A 26,011-nucleotide genomic window follows, 5' to 3' on the forward strand; every position below is an offset into this window, starting at 1 on the left:
GGACAAAACAAAGAGCCGGGCACCCTCCGACTCAATCTATTGTGTGCACTAAATAAATCAGTGCGTACATATAGTCGTTACGATAAGGTGCCAGGCACTTCTGTCCCAGCCTCAATCTATCAATTGCTGAACTTGTTCCATATATTCATCCCGCGGATATCCGTGGTATAAAGTTGTTACTAACCTCATGGGGTCCCCGAAAAAATACCGTTCATATTGTGTTTGTCTCGTACCGAAGCGACTCATTGTCAAATCATAGACAACTCTAAATAGCTTTGCTCTTGTTACAGAATCGCAATCTATTCCTTGGTAATACATAGATAAGTCGTCCTGTAAGCTTGAGTGAAAGTCTTCCTCTGAAGGGATCGCAACTAATCCACCAGCTCCAAGTAATTGAAGAATTTCGATTGATCGTGGATATAAAGATGAGAATGAGTTTACAGCAACAAACAAAGAATGTACGTGAGGTACCATCGTCCCCCATTCATCTTCACGTGCCAGTACTTCTGCACGATCTAATAAGGCTTTCATTGTTTCAAGTCCAATAATTATTTCACTTATTTTTTGGTGGATGTGATGGTAATCTGATAAAGCCATTGATTTTACTAGCAATTGAGAGAGCCCTAGAACAAATTCTAACTTAGTTATTTGTCTTATCGAAACTTGGTGTAAAGTAAGGGGTGTGAAACTACTCCTTGAAAAAAGCTTATGAGCAAGATCAGAACGATGGTGAAAATAAACATGTTCCCAAGGGACAAACACATTATTGAAAATCAGCATCGTGTCCATTTCATTAAATCGAGAAGAGAGTGGATAATTAAAGGTAGATTCTCCATTAAAATAGGACTCTCGACAAACAAAGGTAACTCCTTTTGCATTAGAAGGGATTGATAAGCAAAACGCATTCTCCTCATCATAGATTTTTCCACTAGGGGGTAATAACAGTATTTCATCTGTCATGCCTCCTTGGGTTGCGAGAAGTCTTGCCCCCTTTAGATAAACACCATCAGCTGTTTGTTTAACAATTTTTGTTTCTGGTTTATTCAGTGACTCTGCTTTTAGACTAGTTCTCTGAGACTTAGGATTAATAAAGCTGTGAGTAAATGATAAATCATATTCCCTTGCTCTTTCATAAAGATGTAAGAGATTGTTTGAAAAACGTGGATCTTGTTCAGATACGACTTGAGCTGATGCAGCTAATGTCATAATAACAGTGTTTAAATAATCGGGTGTACGTCCCATCATCCCATAAGTATGTGTAGCCCACGTTTTAATCATTGCTCTCCGTGATTCTAAGTCTTCCTTTGTTTTAGGCTGTAGAAATGAACGTCCGACACGCTCACCAGAGGTAGGGGATTTATATGTCATCCTTTCTACTAGCTTGTCTTCCTGCTGCAAGTCGTAAAGTTCAGCCTTTGTTTTCACCGCTCCTTTATAGGCTGAATGGTCACAAATTGCTTCCGTCATTCTTTCTCCATTTATCCATACGTTCGGTTCTAATGCTTTCATTCTCGATACATATTCTTTTCCACTAATAGCGGGCATCATTACACACTCCTTACAACTTCTTAAGACAATTTATGGAGGAGAATGAAAATTTATAAATACTATTTTTAAATTTTAGCTATTTCTTATGGAATGATCCACATTAGGAAGTTTCAAATAATCATCCCAATTAGTAGAACTTCAATTGATTGTATAAAAGTTTTCCACCTTCATTACAGGTTTAAGTCACTCGTTGCTCATTTGGTAAATGAAAAATTTAAGCTTTATATGTTTTGAAATCAGATCTCTTACTGTTTGGTAACGTTTTAAAGACGTAGTGGATGGAAATACTATGGAACATTATGTGTGAGAGGGTGTAAAGTGTGGAGGAAGAAAATTTTCCAAGAGGGTTGGGTTGGGGCATCCTTTTAAGTATCCCTTTATGGATTTCATTTTTTGGTTGGTTAAAATTAATCTTTGCCTTGATTTAGTTATCTATACCTTAATAGGTGAAGGATCAGTCTTCTCAATTTTCACGGCTAAAGTGCTCTAAGAGTCAGGGATCAAACTTTAGGCCCTGATACCTTCCATATTTATCTTTTTTCTGCACATTATTCTCATTTTTTTCGAAAAATAAAAGAAAATCCCAATTAAACAGTAAATTACTGTGAAAAGTGTAGTAAAATAGTTGACATATAGAGATAGATTTTCTTTTTTTTGGAGGGGAAACATGCCTTATGGAGGTATTTGTAGCAAGACAGCCTATTTTAAACAATAATGAAGAAGTAATTGCCTATGAGCTTTTATATAGAGGTAGTAAAGATAATGTGTTCCCTAATATTGATGGAGACCGTGCGACGACTGAAGTAATTATTAATAGCTTCTTAAATATTGGGATGCAAGACTTATCAGAAGGAAAAAAATGCTTTATAAACTTTACAGGCTCACTGTTAAAGTCCAAACTTCCTACATACTTTAATCCAAATTCAATCGTAGTGGAGATTTTGGAAACAGTTGAGATTGATGAAGAGCTAATTGTAATTTGTCATGAATTGAAAGAACTAGGGTACACCATTGCCTTGGATGATTTTAAGGTTCAGGAATCATCGCGTCTTTTACCAAAATTATTAAAGTATATTGATATTATAAAGGTTGATTTTTTGCAAACCTCATATGAGGAACGGAAGAAGTTAGTTGAAAGATATCGGCCTTTACAAATTGAATTGCTTGCGGAAAAAGTCGAAACACGTGAAGACTTTATAGCAGCAAAACAGGCAGGCTATACTTATTTCCAAGGGTATTTCTTTAGTAAGCCTTTCATTATTTCAAGCTATGATGTACCGATGTATTTAAAAACCTATTATCAAATTTTTAATGAAATAACGAAGACAGAGCCTGATATTGATGTAATTGCCTCTGAAATAGAGCGTGATATTTCAATGTCATATAAGCTTTTAAAGCTTATTAATTCTCCAGCATTTAGGCCAATAAATAAAATTAAGTCCATTAAACAAGCAATTGTCTTACTTGGTTTAAATGAATTGAAAAAGTGGATTTATGTGTTGTCATTAAAAGAAATGAAAACAGAAAAAGAAAAAAATATGGATGAAGTGGTGAAAATGTCACTTGTCCGTGCAAAGCTTTGTGAACAAATTGCCTTAGCGTTAGGGAAAAGTCACACGGATTCCGCGCAATTTATGTTAACGGGATTGTTTTCTCTCATTGATACTCTTTTACATCGACATATACAAGATATCCTTAATGATCTGCCTTTATCAGACGACATTCAACATGCTCTGTTAGGGGAGGAAAATGAACTAAATAAAGTGTTAAATTGGGCGCTGCTAATTGAAAGAACGACTTGGAATGAAGAGGAAATACCTTTTACTAAAGAGCAAATTAGTCAGATTTACGTTCAAGCTATTGACTGGGCATCCAGTTTAATGAAGGAAATGGGAGGGTGAGTGCTAGTGTTAACTAGCACTCGTTTTTATTTTCTTCGCTTTATTTTTCACATAACCGATTGATACGATGAAAAGCACGATTAATAGTTCAAAGCCATATTTTAACCAATCCTCAGCGAAAAAGGTAGCTAAGAAGGGCTCTTTCACAATCATTTTTGATGCTGTCCATGCTAGGACCGCAGAACCTGCTAATATAATCAATGGGAATCTCTCAATAAATTTTAAGATGATGGTACTTCCCCACACAACAATGGGAATGGAGATAAGTAGTCCAAGAATAACTAATAAAAAGCTTCCATGGGCAGCTCCCGCAACAGCTAAGACATTATCTAACCCCATGACAGCATCCGCTATGATGATGGTTCTGATAGCTGCCCAAATACTGTCACCAGCCTCTACATCATGATCATCTTCATCTGTCACTAGTTTATACGCTATCCAAATCAAGATTAACCCACCGGCTAAAAGCAAACCAGGTATCTTCAAAAGGTATACAACAAGTAAAGTAGCGATGGCTCTTATAACGATAGCGCCAATTGTTCCCCAGATGATTACCTTTTTTTGCTGATCCTTTGGAAGCTTTCTAGCAGCTAGTCCAATAACAATGGCATTGTCTCCAGCTAATACTAAATCAATCACCACAATTGATAACAGTGCAGTAAAAAATTCAACCGAAAAGAGCTCCATTTCTTCACCTCACTAGCTTTATTTTCATACAGAAGGAAAGACAATATGTGAGTTAAGATTTTACACAAATAGCAAGGGAATAAATGATGGGGTTAAAGAGAAACTAAAGAAAAATTGTTTTTTAAGGCTTGAAAAAAATCTAGAACGATTGAAGGGAATAATATCCTTTTGTGGAATATGTAATGTAGAAGCATTTGACTTCCTGGTTATTACTTCGAGTAAGTTAATCGAAGGAGGATGCATGTGAATATAACAGACAAGCCCTTATTTTATGTTTTAGATGACAAGATGGTTGCAGTGTTTTTAGTTGCGATGGACGACTGTCGGGTAAAGATGGAATGTTTATTTTCACAATCCGGAATTGAAGATTATACGTTAGAATATGATGGGCCTCTCGAAAGGAAAAAAGAATTAATGAATGAAGCAATGCTCCAAGCTCAAAAACTTTATGAAGATACCGTTGTTTCTGTTTAAATGTAAGGCCATTGTGAATAACAATGGTCTTTTCTTATGGGCAAGATATGTATCATTACGTAAACGTATGGATAAGTTATTATAAATTTTTTAAAAAATCATTTTCACAGGACAAAATAAAAGAAATATAACGTACCCTATAAATGTCATAGCCATTTCCAGGTTTTTAAAGGTATAAAAAAGGGAAAAGGGATTTGTATTGTAAAAAACAAGCAATTTGGACTATTGCGTTAATGTTGCGGTATCACGCAGTGAGCATTTCGATTTATTTTCGGTTACATTTCCCGTAGTTTAAAGTAATATTTAACTATAAACATCACTATTGTTCGTTGGTCATACATTCTCTTACCAACAAATAAGGAGGGTGAACAAGATGGATCAGCAGAAAATTGAAGAAATGACACAAAAGCTTCTGCAAATTGAGAAGGAATTGAGAGAAACGAAACAATCTTTACTCTCAATAAATAAAAGCATAGATAAATATGATAAATACTCAATTATAAATGTTTCATAAAAACTTAGCTAAATAGCTGAGTTTTTTGTATTTCTATATTGACATAAATTGGTTTGTTAGGTGAAAATATAGGAGATTAGATTTACATAGAATATGACTTAAGTTGTGATTAACCACCTAAAGGGGTGATTTTTATAGAATCTAAAATGATTAATTTGATTCATCAAGAAATGAATCACCTCATCGTGAGTAAATTGACGAATAGTGGCCTTAAAGAGTTATTGCTTTCTTTTATTGCACATAAGAAGGCATTAAACTTTGCACAACTAACATGGATTCATTATCAAGCATTTGGTGGGAAAGGCGAACAAATTTACAGATTAGCTGCTGCGGTAGAACTGCTAATCTTATCATTTGATATTTTAGATGATCTAGAGGACCAAGATAATACAGAGGAGCCTTGGATGCAACTCGACTATTCGCTTTCATTAAATGCAGCAACCACACTCTATACCCTAAGCCAAAGTGCAATCTTAACGCTTCATTCATCCCATAAAGTTGAGATTTATCAATCTTTTCTTAAGTACTCACTACTAGCAATGGAAGGACAACATGATGATCTTGAAAATAATATTACTTCTGAAGAGCATTGTCTCCAAACAATGAAGTTGAAATCAGGATCATTAATTGCATTAGCGTCAGTATGCGGTATGCAGCTTGCTGGTAAGTATGATACTAAAGTAGAGGAATATTCCTACGAAATTGGTTTAGCGGCCCAAACAGAAAATGATTTCAGAGATTTATTTAACCCTCACAAAAAGGATAGTTCATCAAAAAAACAATCATTGGCATATCTTTACTTACAAAAGAAGTATAATAATCATTCCAATGATCTTTTTTTGTTCTATAATAGTAAACAAGACATTCAACAATTTTTCGGAAGCTTAGAAAGCTATAAGCAAAAATTGCTAAATGCTGGTATTCTACAGTATTTAAATGTTATTAAGCAAGTGGCTATTAATCGAGCAGCTAGAATTATTGATAGTCTCAACTTAGATCAAGATCAAATAGATAGAATTAAATCAACTATACTATGAAAAATGAAAAGGAGAGATCATCATGCAAGAAATCGTAAATTTTTTAATTGAAAATCCAGACGTTTTAGAAAAAGTGGTAAATGGACAAGCTAGCTTGTTAGGCGTTGATCTAGACGATGTATTAGGGTTAGTTGAGGGGATATTGGGTTCTGGTTTATTAAAAAGTACTTACTGGTTCTAATAGCTATTGAAAGGTGTTTTAGATGCGTATTACCCTTAACGGCATAATTAAATTTCTTATAGTTGTAAGCATACTCTTCTCTTTTTACATTATTTACCTAAATTTCAAGTATCCATATATAGGGGCTAGTGTTAAATTAGAAGACAATAATGAATTAGTTGTAATAGGTGTAGAGCCAAAGACATGGGCAAAAAAAGTAGGAATTAGTCTAGGGGATGTTATAACGGACGTAGATGGTAAGGATCCAAGTACTCATCATGCATCAATAAGATATGGTCACTTGGAACAAGTCACAAGCTTTACAATTGAAAGAAATGGAAAAATCATTCAATATGAAGTACCAAAGACATTATTAAGTTATCAAAGTCTTTTTATAACAATTATTCCCCTAACTGTTTTATTTCTATGTCTATTTTGCATTTATTTTGTATATCGTTCAAACAAAAAAAATAGTCTTAAATCTGCTCATCTCTTAAATTTCTTCTTACTGATTCTTGCAATGGCTTATATTAGTGCCAGTGGATCTTCGAGGGGAGACGTAATAAGCAGATATATCAATCTAGGGCTATTTATATTAGTCCCTGTTAGTTACCTGCATTTTATTTACCAATATTTTCGAGAATTAGGTAAAGTATTGTTCAACTTTAGGTTTATTCAATTTGGCTATACTATTGTTGTGTTAAATATAGTTGCTGAAATATTCCTAAATATGCTTTGGATTGATTTTACAGTAAATAGACTATTAAACTTAGCATCTTTCTTTACTCTTCTTATCTTAACTTTCATCCTGAAGTTTAGTGGGTTAAAGAAAATAAAATATTCTGAACAAGCTTATATTGTAAAAGTTCTCATTGTAACGAATGTTTTAGCTTTTACACCTTTTTTATTATTTTATGTTTTACCTTTTATCTTATTTCAAAAATATATATTTTCACCAACAATCTTATCTGCATTCTTATTGCTTATACCATTTTCCCTAGTTTATCAATTTATTGCTATAAAAATATACGACATAGAATTTTTATTGGGAAGAATAAAATATTATGCTCTATTGGCAATTATCCCAGCACTTCTAATTGTATCTATGATTCTGAATCTAAAGGAAAATAGTCCTTCATTCTACCCCATACAATTAACAGTATATATTTATGTAGCCTTAGTTATTGTATTCTATGTGAAAGAAATATTTGATTACAGATTTAGATTGAAAAGATTCTCTGAAAAGTATAATTATCAAGATAGTATTTTTAAATATACACAAAGTATTAGAAAAGCGAGTACTCTTGAGCAAGTAGTGTCCGAATTAAAACAGGTTATAATAGATGTTTTACTAGTAAGCAAAGCCTATTTCATTGAAGTTGACAAGGAAAAGAACATTTCATCAGTAGATCCTAATGCGAAGGAAGCGGATTATAGTCCTTATGTGAATGAGATTAAAGATGTTTCTAATGAGATTGGTAAGATTATAGAGGTTAATAAAGGATTTATTATTAATATTGGTGAAACAGAGGATAAAAGCTATGTTCTTTTATGCTTATCAGTGCTAAATACACCTATTTTAACGAGAGACGAAATCTCTTGGTTAAAAACTCTTTCCTTTTATACAAATGTATCACTAGAGAATTTCCTTAAGATTGATGAGCTTATGCAGCATCTGCAAAAGGTAGAAACGGAAGGGCAAAATCCTGCGTGGCTTACGAAGCTTTTGTTTTCCATTGAAGAAAAGCAAAGGTCGAATTTAGCAAAGGATTTACATGATTCCGTATTACAGGATCTCGTTTCTTTAAAGAGACAGACTGAAATGGCCTTAGCTGAAGTTGACATTGATTCAGATAAGCTGAAATCTCAGTTACAAGAAATGAATACGAATATGACTAAGATTATAAAAACGACAAGAGAAACGTGTCAGGAACTTCGTCCACAGCTTTTGTATGATTTAGGATTGGTTAAAGCTTTGAATAAGCTTGTTATTCAGTTTCAAGATAGTGTTGAGTTTGACATTCGTTTAAATACAGGTAATTTCACGATGAACCTAGATATTGATACACAGCTTAATTTGTATCGTATTGTTCAGGAGTTGTTAACAAACGCTCAAAAGCACTCAAAGGCTAAGAACGTACTGATTATCCTTGTGTGTATTAAGGATAAGATTGTGTTACACTATGAGGATGATGGTATAGGCTTTGAGTATCATGAACATTTTAATCGTTCAGAGAGTATGGGACTTTCAGGAATGAGTGAAAGAATAAAAGCTTTAAAGGGAACAATAAATATCGAAAGCTCAAGGAATAATGGTTTGAAAATAGATATTGAAATATAGACTTGGCATGAGCCAAGTCTCTTTTTTATAATAATAGAGATAATAATAATGACATGATTGTAAAGGGGTGATCCCATGTTGTATATATTGGTAATTGATGACCATCCAGCTGTTAGAGAAGGAACCAAAGCGATATTAGAAGCAGAAGAGGGTGTGAAGGTAGATTGCTTGGCTCCACCTTATACGATTGAGGTGCTTAAAAAGATCGATTTTTCACAATACGATGTCTTATTAATGGATTTAAATCTTGGCGATGTCAACGGGATGGATTTGTCAGTAGAGATTTTACGTCTTTCTACCAAGTCAAAGATTATTCTTTACACGGGCTATGATGTTGAGGATTATTTTGAAGAGGCGTTACAAATAGGCATATATGGTGCTGTTAGTAAAACAGAGTCGAAGGACAAGCTTTTAGATTATATTCGTCATGCGATTGAAGGAGAAATTGTCCTTTCTTATGATTATTTCAAAAAGGTGTTAACGCAAAATGAAATTCATACGAAAAAGAAAGAAACGCATGAATATATATTTAGTGATAGAGAAGTGGCCATACTTCAAGAGGTTGAGAAAGGTTTAACCAATCAGGAAATAGCGGACTCTCTTCACTTAAGTAAGCGGACCATAGAATATAGTTTAACAGCAATATTTAATAAGCTTAACGTAAGTAGTAGGACAGAAGCCGTATTGATTGCTAAATCAAAAGGGCTTTTAGATTAAAAGCGAATTTACAAAATCTACACAAAAACTCAATATTGCCATGATATTTATCATTTAAGATGGTATTTATATCCTTTTAGACAGGTGAACGATCTCGCACATACAGGAGGTTTTGATGGATATCATGGCAGCATTACCAACTCTTATATTACTTCTCATCTATTTTCTTTTCGTTGTATACGTACTTAGGAAATAAAACATAAAATAAACCTAAAGGAGGGCAAGTATGGATTTTCATGTAAAAAACACATTAATGGAAGCGTTAGGAATAGAAATCCTTTCAGTAACGAATGAAGGTGTGGTAGCGACGATGCCAGTTGACCATCGAACACATCAGCCATTTGGTTTACTGCATGGAGGCGCTTCTGTTGCGCTTGCTGAAACAGTAGCAAGCATTGGGGCTTACTCATTAATTGATCAAGAAACGGAAGTGTGTGTAGGGTTAGAAATTAATGCAAATCATATAAAAGGAAAGAAATCAGGTCTTGTGACGGCTCATGCAAAGCCAGCTCATAGAGGAAAAACAACAATGGTCTGGGAGATAAAAATAGTAGATGAAGAGGAAGACCTAATTTGTTTATCAAGATGTACGATGGCTGTGCTGAAAAAGAAGCTTTAATCTTGAATTTACATAATGAAAGGTTCCTTTTTAAAAGCTTGTACAATCCTTAAGGAATAAAGTGTATAAAAACAGACTAATTAAAACACTGTTGACTGAGGCTTTATGCAACAGTGTTTTTGTATATGATTTTTCTTCCATTTTACATAATAGCAACCTCGATTCCCTTAAATTCTAGATCATACTAGTTAGTCCCTCTGTCTAAAACTTTTCCTTTTAATTACCATAAGTAGAAAAGGGAATGCTACTAGTAGTTACTATTAACCGTGTTTTTCATCTACATCGAACTCACTTTTACTTAGGGGGTTCATGAAGTATGTTGATTCTATAGCTTTCGTTACCTACTATATTTCTATGTGTAAGGCTTTAATCCTTTTCTTCTACTTATTATACTAAAGCTATATACTCTAAATGGGTTTTCATTGAATGTAGATTCATACTGAAAGACTTCTTGAGTTTACATATACTAAACAGCAGGATTTCTTATTCGATTTATCGTGAATAGGTTTCTTTGAAAAATAGCTACTTGATACTCACGAGAGTTGATAAAGGGGGATACTAATGAAACACTTGCAGCTTTGTTTGGCTTTTCTTCGCGTAGGGATGTTAGGGTATGGTGGTGGACCTTCGTCAATACCGCTCGTACATAAAGAAGTGGTCGAAAAATACAAATGGATGAATGATGACGAATTTGCAGATGTATTAGCTTTGGGTAACACATTACCAGGTCCTATTGCAACAAAAATGGCAGGTTATATTGGGTATCGTGTTGCTGGAATTCTTGGTTTACTAAACGCAACCTTGTCTACAATTGTCCCAACGATTTTTTTGATGATTGTTTTACTAACGACGATTACTTCTGTCAAAGATTATCCTTGGGTCCAAGGGATGACTGCAGCAGTCGTTCCAGTAGTAGGAGTTATGCTTGCCATATTAACATGGGATTTTTTTATGAAGTCAAAGAAATCTTTAGGATGGGTAAAGGCGATCGCCTTTATATGTGGTAGTTTTCTTTTTATGGAAATCCTAGGGTTACACCCGGCAATCTTAATTGGTGGATTATTACTAGCTGCCATCTTAATGAAAGATAAAGATTCTCACAAAGGTCAAAAAGGGGAAAGGGGGAATGATTCTTGATTTATTGGGAGATCTTCCTTGCCTTCTTTATCCCAGGTATATTAGGGTATGGTGGTGGGCCTGCCTCCATTCCACTTGTGGAAAATGAGGTAGTTGACCGATATGGTTGGATGACTGTTAACGAGTTTAGTGAGGTATTGGCATTAGGAAATGCTTTGCCAGGTCCAATTGCTACGAAGATGGCAGGGTATATTGGGTATCAGCAAGGTGGCGTATTAGGCAGCCTAGTTGGAATTTTTGCGACAGTTGCGCCTTCACTAATTTTAATGATTGTTCTATTAGGATTTTTATATAAATATAAAGATTCTCCAAAGGTGAAAAGAATGACTGCGTACATTCGTCCTACAATTGCGGTATTGTTAGGGATGATGGCGTTCAGCTTTTTCTTTACTTCATATGAAGGTACAGGAGTGTGGCAATCTCTTTTTCTTGTTATTGCTAGCTTTCTGTTATTAGAAAAAATGAACGTACACCCAGCTTTTGTGATTGTCGCTGCAATGGGATATGGTGCTTTGTTTCTTGGATAAACAAAGGATAGGTAGAGGCTGCAATTCCTTTGTGATGCGATTTGGAGCCTGTGTTCTCATCTAATTATGAAGTGTATCCTTTTTTGCTTCAAGTTCAGGTTGAGAATGAAATGATGGATGATCCTTTTTAGAAAGCTGATAGGAATAAAAAAGATGACCTCTCTTACTCATGAGGTCATCTTTTATTAGTAAAAGATAAGTGAGAACCATTACTCACTTATCTTTTCACGTTTACGTGCTTTACGTAAGTCATCTTGTACACTGTTTTTCCATAATGGGACACCCATATTATATGCCGCTCTACTAATCAAATGACCAGCAACTGGAGCGGTAATAAAAACAAAGACTATTCCTAGCAGAACTCTTGAATTCGCATGATGATCAAGTAAGAGATAATACATGAACAATCCAATTAAGATGCTAATAACACCTAATGTCGCGCTCTTAGAAGCCGCGTGGTTACGTGTGTAGACATCTGGTAGACGGACAACTCCGATAGCAGCTATTAAGCTTAAGAGTGCTCCTTGGAGAATGAGATAGCCTATAATAATTTTACTGATTTCGATCATATTTGATAATCTCTCCCTTCTCCAAGAACTTAGAGAAAGCAACGGTTCCGATGAAGGCTAGAATTCCTAGTAAAAGGATAACCTCAACAAAAGCGCTCGAACTTAGGACAATAGAGATGATTGCCGTTATCGCAATTAAATTAATTCCTATGGCATCAAGAGCAATGACTCGGTCAGGTGTTGTCGGTCCCTTTACTAGTCGATAAACGTACAGAAGGGTAGAAATCGCGACAATCACGAGTGACAACGTCATAACAATCATAAACATTAACGGCTCACATCCTTTATTGCTTTTTCAAACGTATTTTTAATATCTAGCTTTGCTTGCTCTACATCACCTATATCCATTGCGTGAATATAAAGTGTCTTGTTATCTTCTGATACTTCTACTACAAGTGTACCAGGAGTTAAGGTAATCAGATTAGATAGGATTGTAATTTCCCAATCTTTTTCTAAATCTGTCTCTAGGGCAAAAATTCCAGGTTGAATAGTAAGCTTTGGTGATAAGATCACCTTTAAAACAGCAAAGTTTGATTTAATAAGCTCGCTTAGAAAAATAAATAGTAATTTAATGACCGCAATGATATTTAAGAAATAAATGCGGTGTGTAAAAAATCTACGAAGAGCAACGATGACTAATCCTCCAAAGAAAAATCCTTTAAAAAACGCTAATGAAGAATAATCATTCGATAAAAACATCCATATGAATGCGAGAAAAAAGTTTAGTAATAATTGAAATGCCATATGCACTACTCCTTCAATACGGCTTGAATATAGATTGTTGGATCAAGCAGAGTGTCGGCAGCCTGTGAAATATAAGGTGAAATAAACTCTATACCGAAACCATAGGCAATCGACAAGGCGAGTAAAATGGCAATAGGTACATACAATCCCTTTGTCGACTTTGCTTTGAATTCTGCTTCATTAGACGGTTCTCCCCAAAATCCATTGATGAAGATTTTCATAACTGAATAAAGAACAAGTAAGCTAGAAAGAAGCACAACGAAGGCGATGGTATATTCTCCGGCTTCAAACCCACCTTGAACGATTTTTAGTTTTCCAATGAATCCACTTAATGGTGGAATCCCTGCTAATGATAATGTTGCAATGAAGAACATCCAGCCTAGTAATGGCTTGCTCGCAATTAAACCACTGAACTTACGTAAATTACTTGTACCGGTTACCGTGATGATGGCGCCAACTAAGAAAAATAGAGCACCTTTTATAATCATATCGTGGACTAAATAATAGACAGATCCTTCAACGGCATTCGGAGTGTTGGCCGCAATACCGAATAAAATCACTCCAACAGCTGTGATGATATTGTATATAATGATTTTTTTAATGTCCCAGTAAGCGATCGCACCAATTACACCAAAGATGATCGTCAGTGCTGCTAGCCAAGCCAATATTTGATGCGTGAATCCTGGTTCATGATAAAAGATAAGCGTATAAACTCGGGTAATAGAGTAAACGCCAACTTTTGTTAAGAGAGCACCAAACAATGCAGTTACGACAGATGGAGGAGCTTGGTACGATCCAGGAAGCCAGAAATATAATGGGAAGATCGCTCCTTTTAATCCAAAGATAATTAAAAAGAGGATAGCAATGACAGTAAGAAAGCCTGATTGCCCCATTTCGGCAATTTTCACACTTAAATCTGCCATGTTTAGCGTACCCGTTACTGCATATAGATAAGCAACAGCGATAACAAATAATGCCGATGAAATGACATTCACGAGAATATACTTAATGGACTCTCGTAATTGTGTTTTAGAGCTTCCAAGCACAATTAACATGTAGGAAGACATTAGCATCACTTCAAAGAAAACAAAGAGGTTAAACAGGTCTCCTGTAAAAAAAGCGCCTGATACACCTAAAATAAGAAATTGAACGCCAGGATAGAAGTAAAAACGCTCACGATCCTCTGAAATGGAATAAAAGGCAAATAACAAGGCGGTAAAGCCGATAATGCTAGTAGCTAATACAAGTAAGCTTGCATACATATCTGCTACTAAAACAATTCCATATGGAGGCTGCCAATTTCCGATCTCCAATGTTTGGATCCCGCTCGTGTGAACAGTTTGAACAACAATTGCTGCAATAACGACTCCAGTTAAAGCCGCTATCAGGCTAATCACCTTTTGAATTCGAATGTTTTTTTGAAAGAAGATTAAGATAATCCCCGTTAGTAATGGAATAAGTATTGGTAAAATTATCAGGTTATTCATATTGATCATTTCCCCTTAATTGATCCATATCATCTGTTCCAAGCTCTTGGTAGGAGCGGTATGCAAGAACGAGGAAAAATGATGTTACACCAAAGCTAATAACGATTGCAGTTAAGATAAGCGCCTGTGGTAGTGGATCAACATAGCTTGTTGCGTGCTCTCCAAGTAGGGGAGCAGCGCCTTTCTTTAAACCACCCATTGTTAAAATTAATAGGTGGGCACCGTGACTTAACAGTCCAGTACCAATAATGATTCTAAGTAAACTTTTAGAAAGCATTAGATAAACAGCAGCCGTAAACAAAACACCTACAACAAGTGACATTAATATCTCCATTATTCCGTCTCTCCAATCGTTTGAATAATGGTCATTGTGACACCAATAACAACTAAGTAAACACCAAGGTCAAATAAAACGGCAGTTGCCAATGCGGTTTTCCCTAGCAAAGGTAGCTGAACATAATCAAAGGTATGTGTAAGGAATGGAACATCAAAAAAGAATGAACCAACTCCAGTAAGTACAGCAATTAACAACCCTGTAGCCGTTAATTTTATATAATCCACCTGTAAGGTATTCACAACCGTTTTGATATCAAAAGCCAAAAGCATGAGGACAAATGCAGATGCAGTCATTAGTCCACCGATAAACCCTCCACCTGGAGTATAGTGTCCTGAAAAGAAGAGGTGTAAGGAATAAATGATAATGATAAACGCAACAACCTTTGTCACAGTCTGAAAAATCACATCATTTGTTTTTACATGTGTCTTTTTCACCCTTCTTCCCCCTTTCTTACTCGTAGACGAATCATACTGTAAATTCCTAATGCTGCAATACCGAGTACCGTGATTTCAAACAGTGTATCGAAGCCTCGGAAATCGACAAGAATGACGTTAACCATATTTTTCCCACCAGCGAGTTCATAGCTGTTTTCAATAAAGTAGGTTGAGATTGTTTCAGATACTCTTTGGCTATTTGCTGATAGTGCGAGTAACGTCACAATTGTTCCTACACCTAAAGAAATGATGAGATTTGTCAATTTAAAGCGTAGCATTTTTTCTTTTTTCTTAAACTCTGGTAAATGATAAAAGCAAAGTAAAAATAGGGCAACTGATACTGTTTCAACTAAAAGCTGGGTTAACGCTAAATCAGGTGCTCTAAATAAAACGAAAAATAAAGATAATGAGTAACCAACGGATCCAAGTGCAATGATGGCAGTTAGTCTCGATTTAGAGAATAAGACTGTAATGGTACCAATGACCATAACAGCGGCTAGTACTGCTTCGTAAATTCCAATCGGGGCTGTTCCTGCTAGTTGGAATTCAAACCCATCTGTGATAATAAGTGATGTAGCCAAAAGAATAATAAAGAATGTGAAAATATAGGCTAGATAATCTCGAATAAAGCCTGTCATATAAAACTTTGTTAAAGTTGACGACGATTTATCTAATGTAAATAAAGCTCGGTCATAGCCTTTATTTAACGTTAATTTTTCCGGTACTAACCCATATACTGAACGCCATTTACTTAAAGATAAGTAACCAACTACACCTAATGCAATAACGCCGAGTGTCATAAATAGCTCTAAATTAAAGCCATGCCATGGTGTGATATGAATGTGGAAATGCTTATCATCACCGAGAAGACTTGGGATAACAGAAGCCATCGCTGGTTCAATAATGGTATAGGCTAAAATATTTGGGAAGAAAAAGAATATGAACACAAGGGAAGCTAGAATGATAGGTGATATTAACATTCCAATTGGTGCTTCATGTGGCTTCTTTTTAAGTTTTTCCGGTTGGAATTTCCCAGTAAACGTTTTAAACACAATGACCATGCTATAAATGAATGTAAAGATACTTGCAACCCAAGCAATAATTGGGAAGAGTAGACCTAAAGCTTCTAAATTGAAGACGTCCATTTCAACGACACGGGTCATACTTGTAAAGAACATTTCTTTACTTAAAAAGCCGTTAAATGGTGGGAGACCTGCCATGGAAAAGGCTCCGATTATCGCGATTGTAAAGGTAATCGGCATGAAGCTCATAAGTCCACCTAGCTTACGGATATCTCTAGTACCTGTTTCATGATCAATGATACCGACCACCATAAAGAGACTTCCTTTAAAGGTCGCGTGATTGATTAGATGGAAGATTGCTGCTGTAGTTGCAACCGTATAAAAACCATCATCTATTGAATCAATCGCAATTGCTGCAGACCCAACTCCTAACATGGACATAATCATTCCTAATTGACTGACTGTTGAGAATGCAAGGATCCCTTTGAGGTCAGTTTGTTTAACTGCATTAAATGATCCCCAGAACATGGTGAAAATACCAAATGCCGATACAATCCAAAACCATTCAGGAGTACCTGAGAATATTGGGCTAAAACGAGCAACAATATAAATCCCGGCTTTAACCATCGTGGCCGAATGAAGATAAGCACTAACAGGTGTAGGAGCCTCCATCGCATCTGGAAGCCATATGTAAAAAGGGAATTGTGCTGATTTTGTAAATGCTCCAAATAGGATTAAGATTAACGCTGGAATAAATAATGCATGTTGTGTAATATCTGGAACTTGTGTAATGATTTCACGAATACTAAATGTATTGGTCATCATATACAGTAAGACAAATCCACCAAGCATTAAAAGACCACCAAAAATCGTGATAAGCATTGATTTCTGGGCACCGTAACGTGATTTCTCACGCGTATACCAATAGCCAATTAATAAAAAGGATGACAGGGAAGTGAGTTCCCAAAATGTATAGAGAACAATTAAGTTATCAGATAAAACAACTCCAAGCATTGCGCCCATAAACATTAAGAGGTACACATAGAACGTATTTAGCTGCTCCTTGTCTTTTGATAAATAATAGATTGAGTAAAGGACAACAAGAGCACCTATCCCGGTAATAAGTAATGCAAAGAGCAAACCTAAGCCATCAATGTAGGCCGTAAAGTTGATTCCTAAAGAAGGAATCCAATTCGCTGTCTTTGTTATTGTTTCTCCATGCATATTTGTTGAAACAAACTGAATGAAATAGGCAAAGAGTAAGACAGGTAACACGAGTACAAACCATCCTGTATGAATAGTGCGGAAATATTTATACAGAAATGGTACAAGTATGGCAAGTAGAAATGGTGAAATAATTGCCACATGTAAAAGCGACATCTTTTAACCTCCTAATTCTAAACTAAAGAAAATCCTCCAAACAAAGGTACGACTGAAACAATTTAGATGGTGTGAAACTTTTTTTAATAAGCTTAGTTCTAAAATTGAAATCAGGGTAGCTGACCTCTAAATAAGGGAACTTACTACCATATGTGCAGCCATTTTCTAATGAACATGAACGAATCAAATGTTAAAAAGCCACAGATTATAAGGAACCCTCTTTTTAATCACTGATTTTAGTATGTTCCAGAAGAGAGGCTGCTATGAAAATTGGTCGAGAAACCTCATTTCGAGTTCATATGAACATAAAAATGATAACAAATTTCTGCCTACTTGTATATTATTTATACCTTGAGAGCATCATAAAACTTGAGGTGATTCTATGCATGTAATAAAGTTTTTTGTTGCAGGGTGCATTTTTTCGTCCCTTTTTGGCGGTGCATGGTTAGTAAATGAAAAGCTAAAAAGAGAGTATGTTGATACGTTAACGTATGATGACTCTGTTCAGATAACTAATTTAAGTACGACTTTACAAATTCTTGAAGATTCAGCTGTATTTGAAAAATTTAAACCAAGAGAATATGTTAGAGTTGTAATGAGGTAACTCAGTTAGCTTGTTAAAAGAATGTAGATATACTGATCCGATCTGCATCGATCGTCGCTCTTTTGACAAGCTATCTATTTTTAGTAATTTTTCGAGTGATCAACACAGCCTTACGAAGCTTTTTTTACTTGTAGAACCGAGCTAAGAGAGACTTTGCTGAAATCTTATAGGTGAATCCCCACCCATCCTTCTACATTACATGCAAGTACTGAAGAAAAGCTTCATGTAATCTTTTCTTTTCCTTAATTAGGCTGTTAAAAACATCAATTGCTTCTTATTCAAAACCAAACTTCTCTTTAAAAAGACTCTGTGAAACCATGCCTTTTCATTTCCAAAAACCTCAAAAATTCACTACTAAACCTGAACAAAGTCTTCAAATAATAAATTGTCATTCGACAACATTTCAATTAAATGTAAACAACTTCTTGTCAAACATATTGCTCTACTTCATAATAATGTAGAAATGAAAATCAACTATTGGTGATGATAAGAATGAAAAATACTTATTTTACAAGTTACTTCCCCTTAATAACCATTCTTTTATTTAGTACTTCACTGTCAATTGCTACGGTGATGATGGCGATAGAATACCTACAATTATTAGGGATATTTAATGGGATGCTCGAGTTTTTTTCGCATAATGGGATTAAGCTGGCGCTGTTTGTTGTGTTTGCATTGTTTTATTTCATGGTCTTTTCTGCGTTAAAACTACTTGCAAATACTGTAACAGAATTATCGCTTTTATTCTTTTCGAAGGATATTGCAGGAGAAAATTTAACGAGAATAAGAGGTGGGTCGGTATTTTACTTAATTGGTGGAGCGTTGTCTTTACTTGCAGTTAAAATGCCTTCCATTATAGTCATTTTATTTCTTGTCTCAACACTAATCTATTTTGTTTATATTGTGTACAGGATTAGTCATTCATTAACATCTCTTTCGTTAATTGGTTTAGTTTTATTTAATGTTTTGTTTTGGTTTATTTTTATGTTAGGAACGTTGTATCTTTGTTTTAGGCTGTATAACAGTGTGATGGCAAGTTTACCTGTCTGAACAGGTGTAGAAAGTACATAGAGAAAATGTAAAAAAGGAGAACGCCACGTGTATTGTGGTGATTCTCCTTTTTACATAGGTTTCATTAAACTTTGTTGTTTGAATTAATTTCACTTTCCTTATAAGTAGGTTCTTTGAATGAAAAAGACTTCTGGTTGAAAGTTGGCTCACCGCCGCCTGGCGAACAAGCGAGCAACTGGAGCGGAATTCAACTAGACCGGACACTTGCTCAAAAGCGAAACTGATTTGATCAATGTTTCTTTAAGCATGTATGAAATTAATTCGTATTACTTAAGATAAAAATCTTTTTTTCATTTCTGGGGTTGGGATCATACATTCTTCTTTTTTACCAAACCACTTGTACCGATGTTTAGCTATATATGTGTAGATAGCATCACGGAATGGTTTTGGGAGGATTATAAACAGGTACAACAAGGACCATGCTCCACCCAAAGTTTTACAAACCATTAGAGCAGCAGTTGACTTTGTATATACTTTATTGTCCTTAACCATGACAAAGCTATTAAAATCCTTTGTTGGTAAGCGGTGCTTTTTCAATAAGTTTTGTCCCTCATCAGATTGAAGGGAAGCAAACTTAAATTGTTCATTTTTATCATACCGGATGACAAATTTCACTGTTTCATTGCAAAGGTTACAAATTCCATCGAAGAGAAGAATCGTATGAGCTGTGTTTGTCATTGCCTCCACCTCCGACTATTAGTCCATAATGTCTTTGAAAATTAGATTTTGAGGACCATATTTATGCAAGGAGCTTACATTTCCACCCTTGTCTTTTCCAATCCATATAGCAGCAGTATGAGAATCTGTTAAGCCAGCAAACCATAAATCCTTATAGTCATTAGATGTACCCGTTTTTCCTCCTACATACTCCTTTGACACATAGGCGCTGCGACCCGTACCACTCTTTACAACAGAAGCTAAAAGCTTTTTCATTTCATTATTAGTTGATTCCTTCCAAACACGGACAGGAGCTTCTTCCCATTGATAGAGTGTTTTCCCTTGTAAATCGGTTACCTTTGTTATCGCATGATTAGTAGTATAAATCCCATTGTTTCCGAAGGTTGAATAAGCGTTTGCTAGCTCTAATGGCGATACACCGTGATCAAAGCCACCTATAGCAGCTGTTAGTCGTTGGTCCTTTTGTGTAATTTTATGAAAATCAAACTTATTTAAATAGTCGAATCCTTTATCTATTCCAATCGTATCAAGCATACGAACAGCGGCAGTATTATAGGAATATTTAAAAGCTGTATCCAATGTTACAGTACCGTAATTTTTCTCATTATAGTTTTTAGGGCAATAATCTTTTGTACAGAACTCACTTGAATCTATTTTTGAATTAGCTGTTGCACCGGTAAGATCGATATAAGGAGCGTAATCTAAAAGTGGTTTAATCGTTGATCCTGGATGACGATAAGCTTGGTATGCGCGATTAAACGTAAATTTCTCGTAGTCTTTGCCCCCTGATAACGCAACTATCGTATGTGATTGATGATTGATAACAGCTGCAGCCCCTTGTGCATCACTTGCAGGAATATGCTTTAGGATAGATGCTTGTAATTTATTCTGAATATCTGTGTTCAAAGCAGTATGGACAATAACTCCTTGACTAATGATTTCATTTACACGTTTTGATAATAATTCTTCATTATCTTGTCCGTCAGCCTTTTTTTTAGCAAAGCCTTCTTGTTCGGCAATAAGCTCCTTTAGTTCCTGATGGACATATGTGACATAATCAGGATGTGTATCCATTTTGTCCTTTATTGAAAGAACGATTGGAAAGCTTTTTGCTTCCTGTGCTTCCTTAGTAGAAATAACACCATGTTCATGTAATGAATCAAGTAGTCGTTCTTGACGTTCTTTTGTTTGCTGAAAATTTTCCACAGGGTCATACATGGTTGGGTTATTAGGGATTGCACTAATGAACACGAGCTGGGCTAAATTTAACTCCTGGAGCTGTTTTTGGAAGAAATAGGTTGAGGCTGTTCCGATTCCATAGGTACCATGACTAAAATAGATAGCATTCAGATAGCTCTCAAGAATTTGTTCTTTTGTAAAGGTTTTTTCTAGCTGATAGGAATAAAGTAGCTCACTAAGTTTTCGATTATAGCTTTGTTCATGAGATAAATAGACATTTCTTGCTAGTTGCTGGGTAATGGTGCTACCGCCTTGTTCTACACTTTGATTCTGGGCATTAACCAACGCAGCACGCAGCATTCCCTCAGCATCGAAGCCAATGTGTTCAAAGAAACGCTGGTCCTCAGAAAGAACATAGAGATCTACAACAACTTTTGGAATGTCTTCATATTGAACATATACTCTATTTTGCTGACTAGAAATCATTTCAGAGATCAATCTGCCGTTATCGTCAAAAACATAGCTGTTCTGGGGTAATGCGACAGATTGAATCGGAATCTTTTCATCTAAGATGGTACCTAGCCCCTTAACTGCTTGGGATTCATTACCTGCAGCAATCCCCGATAGGATAAAAGCAGGTACCATAAGTAATACACACAACCAACCAAAAAAACTTTTCACACTTTCACTTTCTTTCTTTTTTTAGATTAGCACTGTTATATTGTACCTAATAATTTCGCAAAAGTAATAAAATGACAAAAAAAATCGTGGATTTCATCATTCATTTATAAAAAATAAGTACCTTATACATGAGAATGTATCGTGGGAAGTCTTAGACTGCGCTTTAGGTCCAGAAAATAAAAGACCAAAATGAACTCTTTTGATCCGTTTACTGCCTGTCCCTTTTTTTAACTACTAAGAACCTCTCTACTAAAAACGCACCAGGTAAGGAAATCGCCTTTAAAGAAAGGTTAATCTTAAAAAATAGTCAAGGGGGTTTTCATTATTTTAGCAAAAATGAAAGTTCTTTCACTAGCTACGATGATATAATAATAGAAACATATTTTAGAATTTATGGAAAGGAGGAACAGGATGAAGGTGAGTGAAAAAAATCAGTTGTTGTTCATTGACTTTGAATTTACAATGCCCGAGGGAAAAATGAAACATAAGGAGTTTTTTCCTGAAATTATTGAAGTAGGAATTGTATATGTGAAGGATACGGAAGTTAGTGAAACATATTCTTCGTTTGTTAAACCAGTTCATTTTCCAAAAGTAAGTGAGCGCTGTAAAAATTTCCTTAAGGTCTCTCAAGAGAACATTGATGCTGGCATTACCTTCAAAGAGTTTGTTCGAATTTTATCAGATTATAGAGGGAAGTCGAAGTCACCTATTACTGTTATTACTTGGGGAAATATGGATATGAAAGTTCTGCGTCAGAATTGTCAAAGGAATGGAGAGGTGTTTCCTTTCGAAACGTCAGAATTCCGCGATCTTTCAATGGAGTATAAACGATTCTTTGGAGACAGAAATCAAACAGGCTTATGGAAAGCTGTTGAAGATTATGGAAAAAAAGGAACGGGTAAGCATCATCGTGCATTAGACGATGCCATGACAACTTATCACATATTTAAGCTGGTTGAAGAGGATAAAAGATACTTACAAAAACCAAGCCCACCTACTATTGGAGACCGTATAGACTTGACACAGGTATTAAAAAATTATGCCACATGACAGTTTATTAATATGCCTTTACTAAATAACAATAGGTCTTAATGACCTTAGAATTTCATTAACATAGTCATCATTCACACGACTAATCCTGGTGAGAAAGAATCTAAAATATTTAGCCATGTTATAGTGTGAACGTTATCCTATTGTTATTTAGTAAGAATTCTATACAGCTCTATAAGGTGGGGAAGTAATCTTTTTCTAGTTCTGCTAACTTCTCTAATGAAGCCTGCGCCCATGGAGTGGCATCTGCCTCTAATTTTGCTTTCATTGTTTTTAAAGCTAGCTTCAATGAGTCAGCATAGACTGGTACTTCATCATGATATTCTTTCACCATTTGCTTCGGAATATTTGTTTGTTCTTGATATGCCAATGCGCGTCGTTCATGGAAAAACTGGACATCGACTTGCTTTGGATTATGTAAGTCTCCCTGTTGGGGATGGTTTAGAACAGCCTTTACCTTCACTAAATAATGGGCAGGTTTTACATCTGTAATTTCTCCAATATATTTACCAGTCTTATAAATACCTGTCACGATCTCTCCGACTTTTCTTTCCTGCATCATAATCACCTTCTTATAATCTTTAGCTTTATAGTATCATGTAGAGAATTTCATGACATCTATGAACTTTTGTGACAATTAGAATAGAACGTCTAGTGTTGCCTGAAAAAACTTGCTATAGTTAGGAAAGAATCATTTATTAGTAAAGAAACACATGTAGGGTTTGACGATAATCTATATGATAAACATGTCCTAGAAAAGGTGTGTGAAAATGGAACATTTTATTCAAATAATGGGGTTGTTTTTATATTTTCCTGAGGATAAAAAGGAGTATATTCCAGCAGCCATTACGATGCTTGTTTTTTTTGTAGCTGCAGTATTTGTTTTTATGTTTATTGTGAAGCAATCAAAAAAAGAAGCAACAGAAGTTGAAAAGCAAATGAAGGTAAAAACTGGGGACAAGCATAAAAGCAACGAGTAAACTGAATAAAGAAGGCTCAAATCGTGAAAAATATCCTTAGTTAGATTAAAGTGAGGGGTTTAGATGAAACGAACTTGGGTCTTTTTTTTAGTAATATCGTTTATGCTTTCAGGGTGCATGGAAGAAGAGATTACGAAGATGGATGTTGAGATGTTCAACGCAAGTGGGGATTCACTTGGCACCATTAAAATAGGCGAACAAGCAGAAGGGCTTGAATTGGAGGTTCTGTTAGAGGGTCTTCCAGAAGGGGAGCATGGCTTACACATTCATGAGAATGCAACGTGTGAACCACCAGATTTTAAGAGTGCTGGAAATCATTTTAATCCTGATGAGGCGATGCATGGATTGTTACATCCAGAGGGGGCACATGCAGGTGATTTACCAAACATTATTGTGGAAGGTGGAAAAGCTGATGCTCAGCTAATGGCACCTCAGTTGACGTTGAAGGATGGTAAGAAAAACTCCCTCTTACGAAATGAAGGGACAACCATCATCATAACGGAAATGAAAGATGATGGTATGACTCAGCCTTCGGGTGATTCTGGAAATCGTATTGCTTGTGGAGAAATTACTGAAAAAGAGGCAAAACGTGAAGAGAAAAAGGAAGTAACACCAGCAGAGGAAGAATAAAAACAAATAAAACTGGGTAGCTAATAGCTACCCAGTTTTATTGTGCTCTAAGTCTTTGCCATTAATCGGTTCATCACCTATAAAATAAGGAAGAGTAATGGTCGCTACTGTTCCTTTGTGGAGTTCACTTTTGTAATGGATATGGCCATTATGATTTTTTAGGATGGAATAGGTAACGGTTAAGCCTAGTCCTGTTCCCCGTTCCTTTAACGTATAATAGGGTTCACCCAATCTAGCAAGTTGCTCATGGGACATGCCTTGTCCGTTATCAGATATTCTTATTTGAATAGTCTCATCTATAGCCTCTGCATCAATTGTAACTACTCCACCTAAATCTGGAACTGCTTCAATGGAATTCTTTATTACATTAATAAATACCTGTTTTAGCTTTGTTTTGTCACCGAGAACAAAAAGGTGATCATCTGTATGACAAACAAACTGAACAGATTTTAAATTTGCATAGGAAGACATTAATGTCGAAAGATCATTGAGTAAAAGTGATAATGGGATCCGTTCCTTTGTAAGATATTGTTGCCCAGCTAAACTTAAATAATCAGTAATGATTGACTGGGCTCGATCTAATTCTGTCATTATGAGATCAGCATATTCTTTCTTTTTGTCAGGGGGAAGTTCTTTGGAAACTCCCATTAGTTGAATAAATCCTCTTACCACGGTTAGGGGGTTTCGCACCTCATGAGCTACACTTGCTGCGAGCTCACTAACTATTTTTAATTTCTCTGTTTTCAAAATCTCTTTTCTAAACATTGAATTTTCCTTCATATATTCAATGAGATAGATTGCAATGTATAAGGTAAGCATTAATATACCGACGGAGATCCCAAGAATAGCATAATCAAGTAAAGTAACAGGTAGTAATTTGAGCAAATCAACCATCATATAGCCAAAGTAGGTTAATAAAAGCAATGAAACACCATAGAGACTAGAAGCTAAAAGCTTTCCTTTTTTATTTTTTCGGTGCCATTTCTTGGTGAAGGCACATGATAATAGTGAACAACAAAGTAGGTATAAGAAATAATAAAGCCAATGTAATTCCAGTGGATGAATGAGATATAAGATTGATGTTGATAGGGTAATTAAACCAGAAATATATCCAGCATATGTAAAGCTTATAAAAAGGGGAATGGCTTGAAGGTTAAAAAAAACACTGTCAACCATTTCAATCGGAAAACAAATACATAGCAATGAAGAGATGCTAGCACTAATGGTGATAATTCCTTTATTTGGTCTAAGTACATGAGAATGGTCGTTACTTAGCCAAAAAACATGGTAACTCATAATTGGAAAAATAATAAATGATAATTGTAGAATAATATCTTTTAATAAGTCCATAAACTGATCACCTTAGTATGATTAGATTTCCCTAATTATACCACCTATTTAATCGAATATGTCCTAATTTTCAAAAAAACAGTGACAAAATTTAGGTATAAAGTCTGGTTTTTTGTAAAAAAATATGCTTAGTTATTAGGCTCAATTTGTTTT

At 35.3% G+C, this 26,011-nt stretch carries 28 protein-coding genes; 15 read left to right on the forward strand and 13 right to left on the reverse strand.

The window, feature by feature from the left end:
- Window positions 1-111: 111 nt before the first annotated feature.
- The gene (locus A9C19_RS03340) at window positions 112-1,548 is read right to left on the reverse strand and encodes a 4-hydroxyphenylacetate 3-hydroxylase family protein (protein ID WP_233499234.1); all 1,437 of its coding nucleotides are present in this window, start codon (window positions 1,546-1,548) and stop codon (window positions 112-114) included.
- 674 nt (window positions 1,549-2,222) lie between these two features.
- On the opposite strand from A9C19_RS03340, the gene A9C19_RS03345 reads away from it, so the two are divergent.
- A complete protein-coding gene (locus A9C19_RS03345) occupies window positions 2,223-3,449 on the forward strand; it encodes an EAL and HDOD domain-containing protein (RefSeq protein ID WP_072578647.1) in 1,227 nt (408 codons plus the stop codon).
- A gap of 9 nt (window positions 3,450-3,458) precedes the next feature.
- On the opposite strand, the gene A9C19_RS03350 is transcribed toward A9C19_RS03345, so the two are convergent.
- The gene (locus A9C19_RS03350; RefSeq protein ID WP_072578648.1) at window positions 3,459-4,136 is read right to left on the reverse strand and encodes a TerC family protein; all 678 of its coding nucleotides are present in this window, start codon (window positions 4,134-4,136) and stop codon (window positions 3,459-3,461) included.
- Window positions 4,137-4,379: 243 nt separating this feature from the next.
- Here A9C19_RS03350 and A9C19_RS03355 point away from each other — a divergent pair, with 243 nt between their 5' ends.
- The 9 genes from A9C19_RS03355 to A9C19_RS03395 all read left to right on the forward strand — a co-directional run bounded on the left by A9C19_RS03355 (window position 4,380) and on the right by A9C19_RS03395 (window position 11,662).
- Entirely contained in the window at window positions 4,380-4,610 is a 231-nt protein-coding gene (locus A9C19_RS03355; protein WP_072578649.1) for a hypothetical protein, read from the forward strand.
- A 373-nt stretch (window positions 4,611-4,983) separates the two neighbouring features.
- Entirely contained in the window at window positions 4,984-5,124 is a 141-nt protein-coding gene (locus tag A9C19_RS03360) for a DegQ family regulator (RefSeq protein ID WP_072578650.1), read from the forward strand.
- Between the two features lie 146 nt (window positions 5,125-5,270).
- Complete coding sequence (locus A9C19_RS03365) at window positions 5,271-6,161, forward strand: polyprenyl synthetase family protein (protein WP_083584270.1); 891 nt, start codon at window positions 5,271-5,273, stop codon at window positions 6,159-6,161.
- A 22-nt stretch (window positions 6,162-6,183) separates the two neighbouring features.
- On the forward strand, window positions 6,184-6,342 hold the full coding sequence (comX, locus tag A9C19_RS03370; protein ID WP_072578651.1) for a competence pheromone ComX: 159 nt from the start codon (window positions 6,184-6,186) through the stop codon (window positions 6,340-6,342).
- Window positions 6,343-6,364: 22 nt separating this feature from the next.
- Window positions 6,365-8,662 (forward strand): histidine kinase, encoded by a 2,298-nt coding sequence (locus A9C19_RS03375; protein WP_072578652.1) that lies wholly within the window; start codon window positions 6,365-6,367, stop codon window positions 8,660-8,662.
- 75 nt (window positions 8,663-8,737) lie between these two features.
- A complete protein-coding gene (locus A9C19_RS03380) occupies window positions 8,738-9,379 on the forward strand; it encodes a response regulator transcription factor (protein ID WP_072578653.1) in 642 nt (213 codons plus the stop codon).
- Between the two features lie 226 nt (window positions 9,380-9,605).
- Window positions 9,606-9,998, forward strand: coding sequence for a hotdog fold thioesterase (locus tag A9C19_RS03385; RefSeq protein ID WP_072578654.1), 393 nt, complete (start codon window positions 9,606-9,608; stop codon window positions 9,996-9,998).
- A gap of 561 nt (window positions 9,999-10,559) precedes the next feature.
- A complete protein-coding gene (locus tag A9C19_RS03390) occupies window positions 10,560-11,135 on the forward strand; it encodes a chromate transporter (protein WP_072578655.1) in 576 nt (191 codons plus the stop codon).
- Window positions 11,132-11,662 carry a chromate transporter gene (locus A9C19_RS03395; protein WP_072578656.1) on the forward strand — a complete coding sequence of 177 codons (531 nt, stop codon included), beginning with the start codon at window positions 11,132-11,134 and terminating at the stop codon, window positions 11,660-11,662. Before A9C19_RS03390 ends, A9C19_RS03395 begins: the two co-directional genes overlap by 4 nt.
- A gap of 209 nt (window positions 11,663-11,871) precedes the next feature.
- On the opposite strand, the gene mnhG is transcribed toward A9C19_RS03395, so the two are convergent.
- From mnhG to A9C19_RS03430, 7 genes are read right to left on the reverse strand one after another with little or no spacing between them, the layout of a single operon-like run.
- Complete coding sequence (gene mnhG, locus A9C19_RS03400) at window positions 11,872-12,231, reverse strand: monovalent cation/H(+) antiporter subunit G (protein WP_072578657.1); 360 nt, start codon at window positions 12,229-12,231, stop codon at window positions 11,872-11,874.
- A complete protein-coding gene (locus tag A9C19_RS03405) occupies window positions 12,215-12,499 on the reverse strand; it encodes a Na(+)/H(+) antiporter subunit F1 (RefSeq protein ID WP_072578658.1) in 285 nt (94 codons plus the stop codon). Before A9C19_RS03405 ends, mnhG begins: the two co-directional genes overlap by 17 nt.
- On the reverse strand, window positions 12,499-12,975 hold the full coding sequence (locus A9C19_RS03410; protein WP_072578659.1) for a Na+/H+ antiporter subunit E: 477 nt from the start codon (window positions 12,973-12,975) through the stop codon (window positions 12,499-12,501). Before A9C19_RS03410 ends, A9C19_RS03405 begins: the two co-directional genes overlap by 1 nt.
- A gap of 5 nt (window positions 12,976-12,980) precedes the next feature.
- Complete coding sequence (locus A9C19_RS03415) at window positions 12,981-14,462, reverse strand: Na+/H+ antiporter subunit D (protein ID WP_072578660.1); 1,482 nt, start codon at window positions 14,460-14,462, stop codon at window positions 12,981-12,983.
- Window positions 14,455-14,796, reverse strand: coding sequence for a Na(+)/H(+) antiporter subunit C (locus tag A9C19_RS03420; RefSeq protein ID WP_072578661.1), 342 nt, complete (start codon window positions 14,794-14,796; stop codon window positions 14,455-14,457). The genes A9C19_RS03415 and A9C19_RS03420 overlap by 8 nt, the downstream gene beginning before the upstream one ends.
- A complete protein-coding gene (locus A9C19_RS03425; RefSeq protein ID WP_072578662.1) occupies window positions 14,796-15,233 on the reverse strand; it encodes a Na(+)/H(+) antiporter subunit B in 438 nt (145 codons plus the stop codon). Before A9C19_RS03425 ends, A9C19_RS03420 begins: the two co-directional genes overlap by 1 nt.
- Window positions 15,230-17,635, reverse strand: a complete 2,406-nt coding sequence (locus A9C19_RS03430; protein WP_072578663.1) for a Na+/H+ antiporter subunit A — start codon at window positions 17,633-17,635, stop codon at window positions 15,230-15,232. The genes A9C19_RS03425 and A9C19_RS03430 overlap by 4 nt, the downstream gene beginning before the upstream one ends.
- 382 nt (window positions 17,636-18,017) lie before the next feature.
- Here A9C19_RS03430 and A9C19_RS03435 point away from each other — a divergent pair, with 382 nt between their 5' ends.
- Complete coding sequence (locus A9C19_RS03435) at window positions 18,018-18,239, forward strand: hypothetical protein (protein ID WP_072578664.1); 222 nt, start codon at window positions 18,018-18,020, stop codon at window positions 18,237-18,239.
- A 492-nt stretch (window positions 18,240-18,731) separates the two neighbouring features.
- A complete protein-coding gene (locus A9C19_RS03440; protein ID WP_072578665.1) occupies window positions 18,732-19,289 on the forward strand; it encodes a DUF5366 family protein in 558 nt (185 codons plus the stop codon).
- 291 nt (window positions 19,290-19,580) lie between these two features.
- Here A9C19_RS03440 and A9C19_RS03445 read toward each other — a convergent pair whose 3' ends face one another.
- On the reverse strand, window positions 19,581-19,988 hold the full coding sequence (locus A9C19_RS03445; protein ID WP_072578666.1) for a thiol-disulfide oxidoreductase DCC family protein: 408 nt from the start codon (window positions 19,986-19,988) through the stop codon (window positions 19,581-19,583).
- An 18-nt stretch (window positions 19,989-20,006) separates the two neighbouring features.
- Entirely contained in the window at window positions 20,007-21,812 is a 1,806-nt protein-coding gene (locus A9C19_RS03450) for a transglycosylase domain-containing protein (protein ID WP_083584474.1), read from the reverse strand.
- 447 nt (window positions 21,813-22,259) lie between these two features.
- Here A9C19_RS03450 and kapD point away from each other — a divergent pair, with 447 nt between their 5' ends.
- Window positions 22,260-22,898, forward strand: coding sequence for a 3'-5' exonuclease KapD (kapD, locus tag A9C19_RS03455; protein ID WP_233499235.1), 639 nt, complete (start codon window positions 22,260-22,262; stop codon window positions 22,896-22,898).
- Window positions 22,899-23,070: 172 nt separating this feature from the next.
- On the opposite strand, the gene kapB is transcribed toward kapD, so the two are convergent.
- Window positions 23,071-23,460 carry a kinase-associated lipoprotein KapB gene (kapB, locus tag A9C19_RS03460; RefSeq protein WP_072578668.1) on the reverse strand — a complete coding sequence of 130 codons (390 nt, stop codon included), beginning with the start codon at window positions 23,458-23,460 and terminating at the stop codon, window positions 23,071-23,073.
- A gap of 208 nt (window positions 23,461-23,668) precedes the next feature.
- Between kapB and A9C19_RS03465 the strand changes: the two genes are divergently transcribed.
- Together A9C19_RS03465 and A9C19_RS03470 are read left to right on the forward strand one after the other, a co-directional pair.
- Window positions 23,669-23,878 (forward strand): hypothetical protein, encoded by a 210-nt coding sequence (locus A9C19_RS03465; protein ID WP_072578669.1) that lies wholly within the window; start codon window positions 23,669-23,671, stop codon window positions 23,876-23,878.
- A 63-nt stretch (window positions 23,879-23,941) separates the two neighbouring features.
- Window positions 23,942-24,508 carry a superoxide dismutase family protein gene (locus A9C19_RS03470; RefSeq protein WP_072578670.1) on the forward strand — a complete coding sequence of 189 codons (567 nt, stop codon included), beginning with the start codon at window positions 23,942-23,944 and terminating at the stop codon, window positions 24,506-24,508.
- 27 nt (window positions 24,509-24,535) lie between these two features.
- On the opposite strand, the gene A9C19_RS03475 is transcribed toward A9C19_RS03470, so the two are convergent.
- Complete coding sequence (locus A9C19_RS03475) at window positions 24,536-25,858, reverse strand: sensor histidine kinase (protein WP_072578671.1); 1,323 nt, start codon at window positions 25,856-25,858, stop codon at window positions 24,536-24,538.
- Between the last annotated feature and the right edge of the window lie 153 nt (window positions 25,859-26,011).

This window comes from Bacillus weihaiensis, assembly GCF_001889165.1.
Lineage (GTDB): Bacteria > Bacillota > Bacilli > Bacillales > Bacillaceae > Metabacillus > Metabacillus weihaiensis.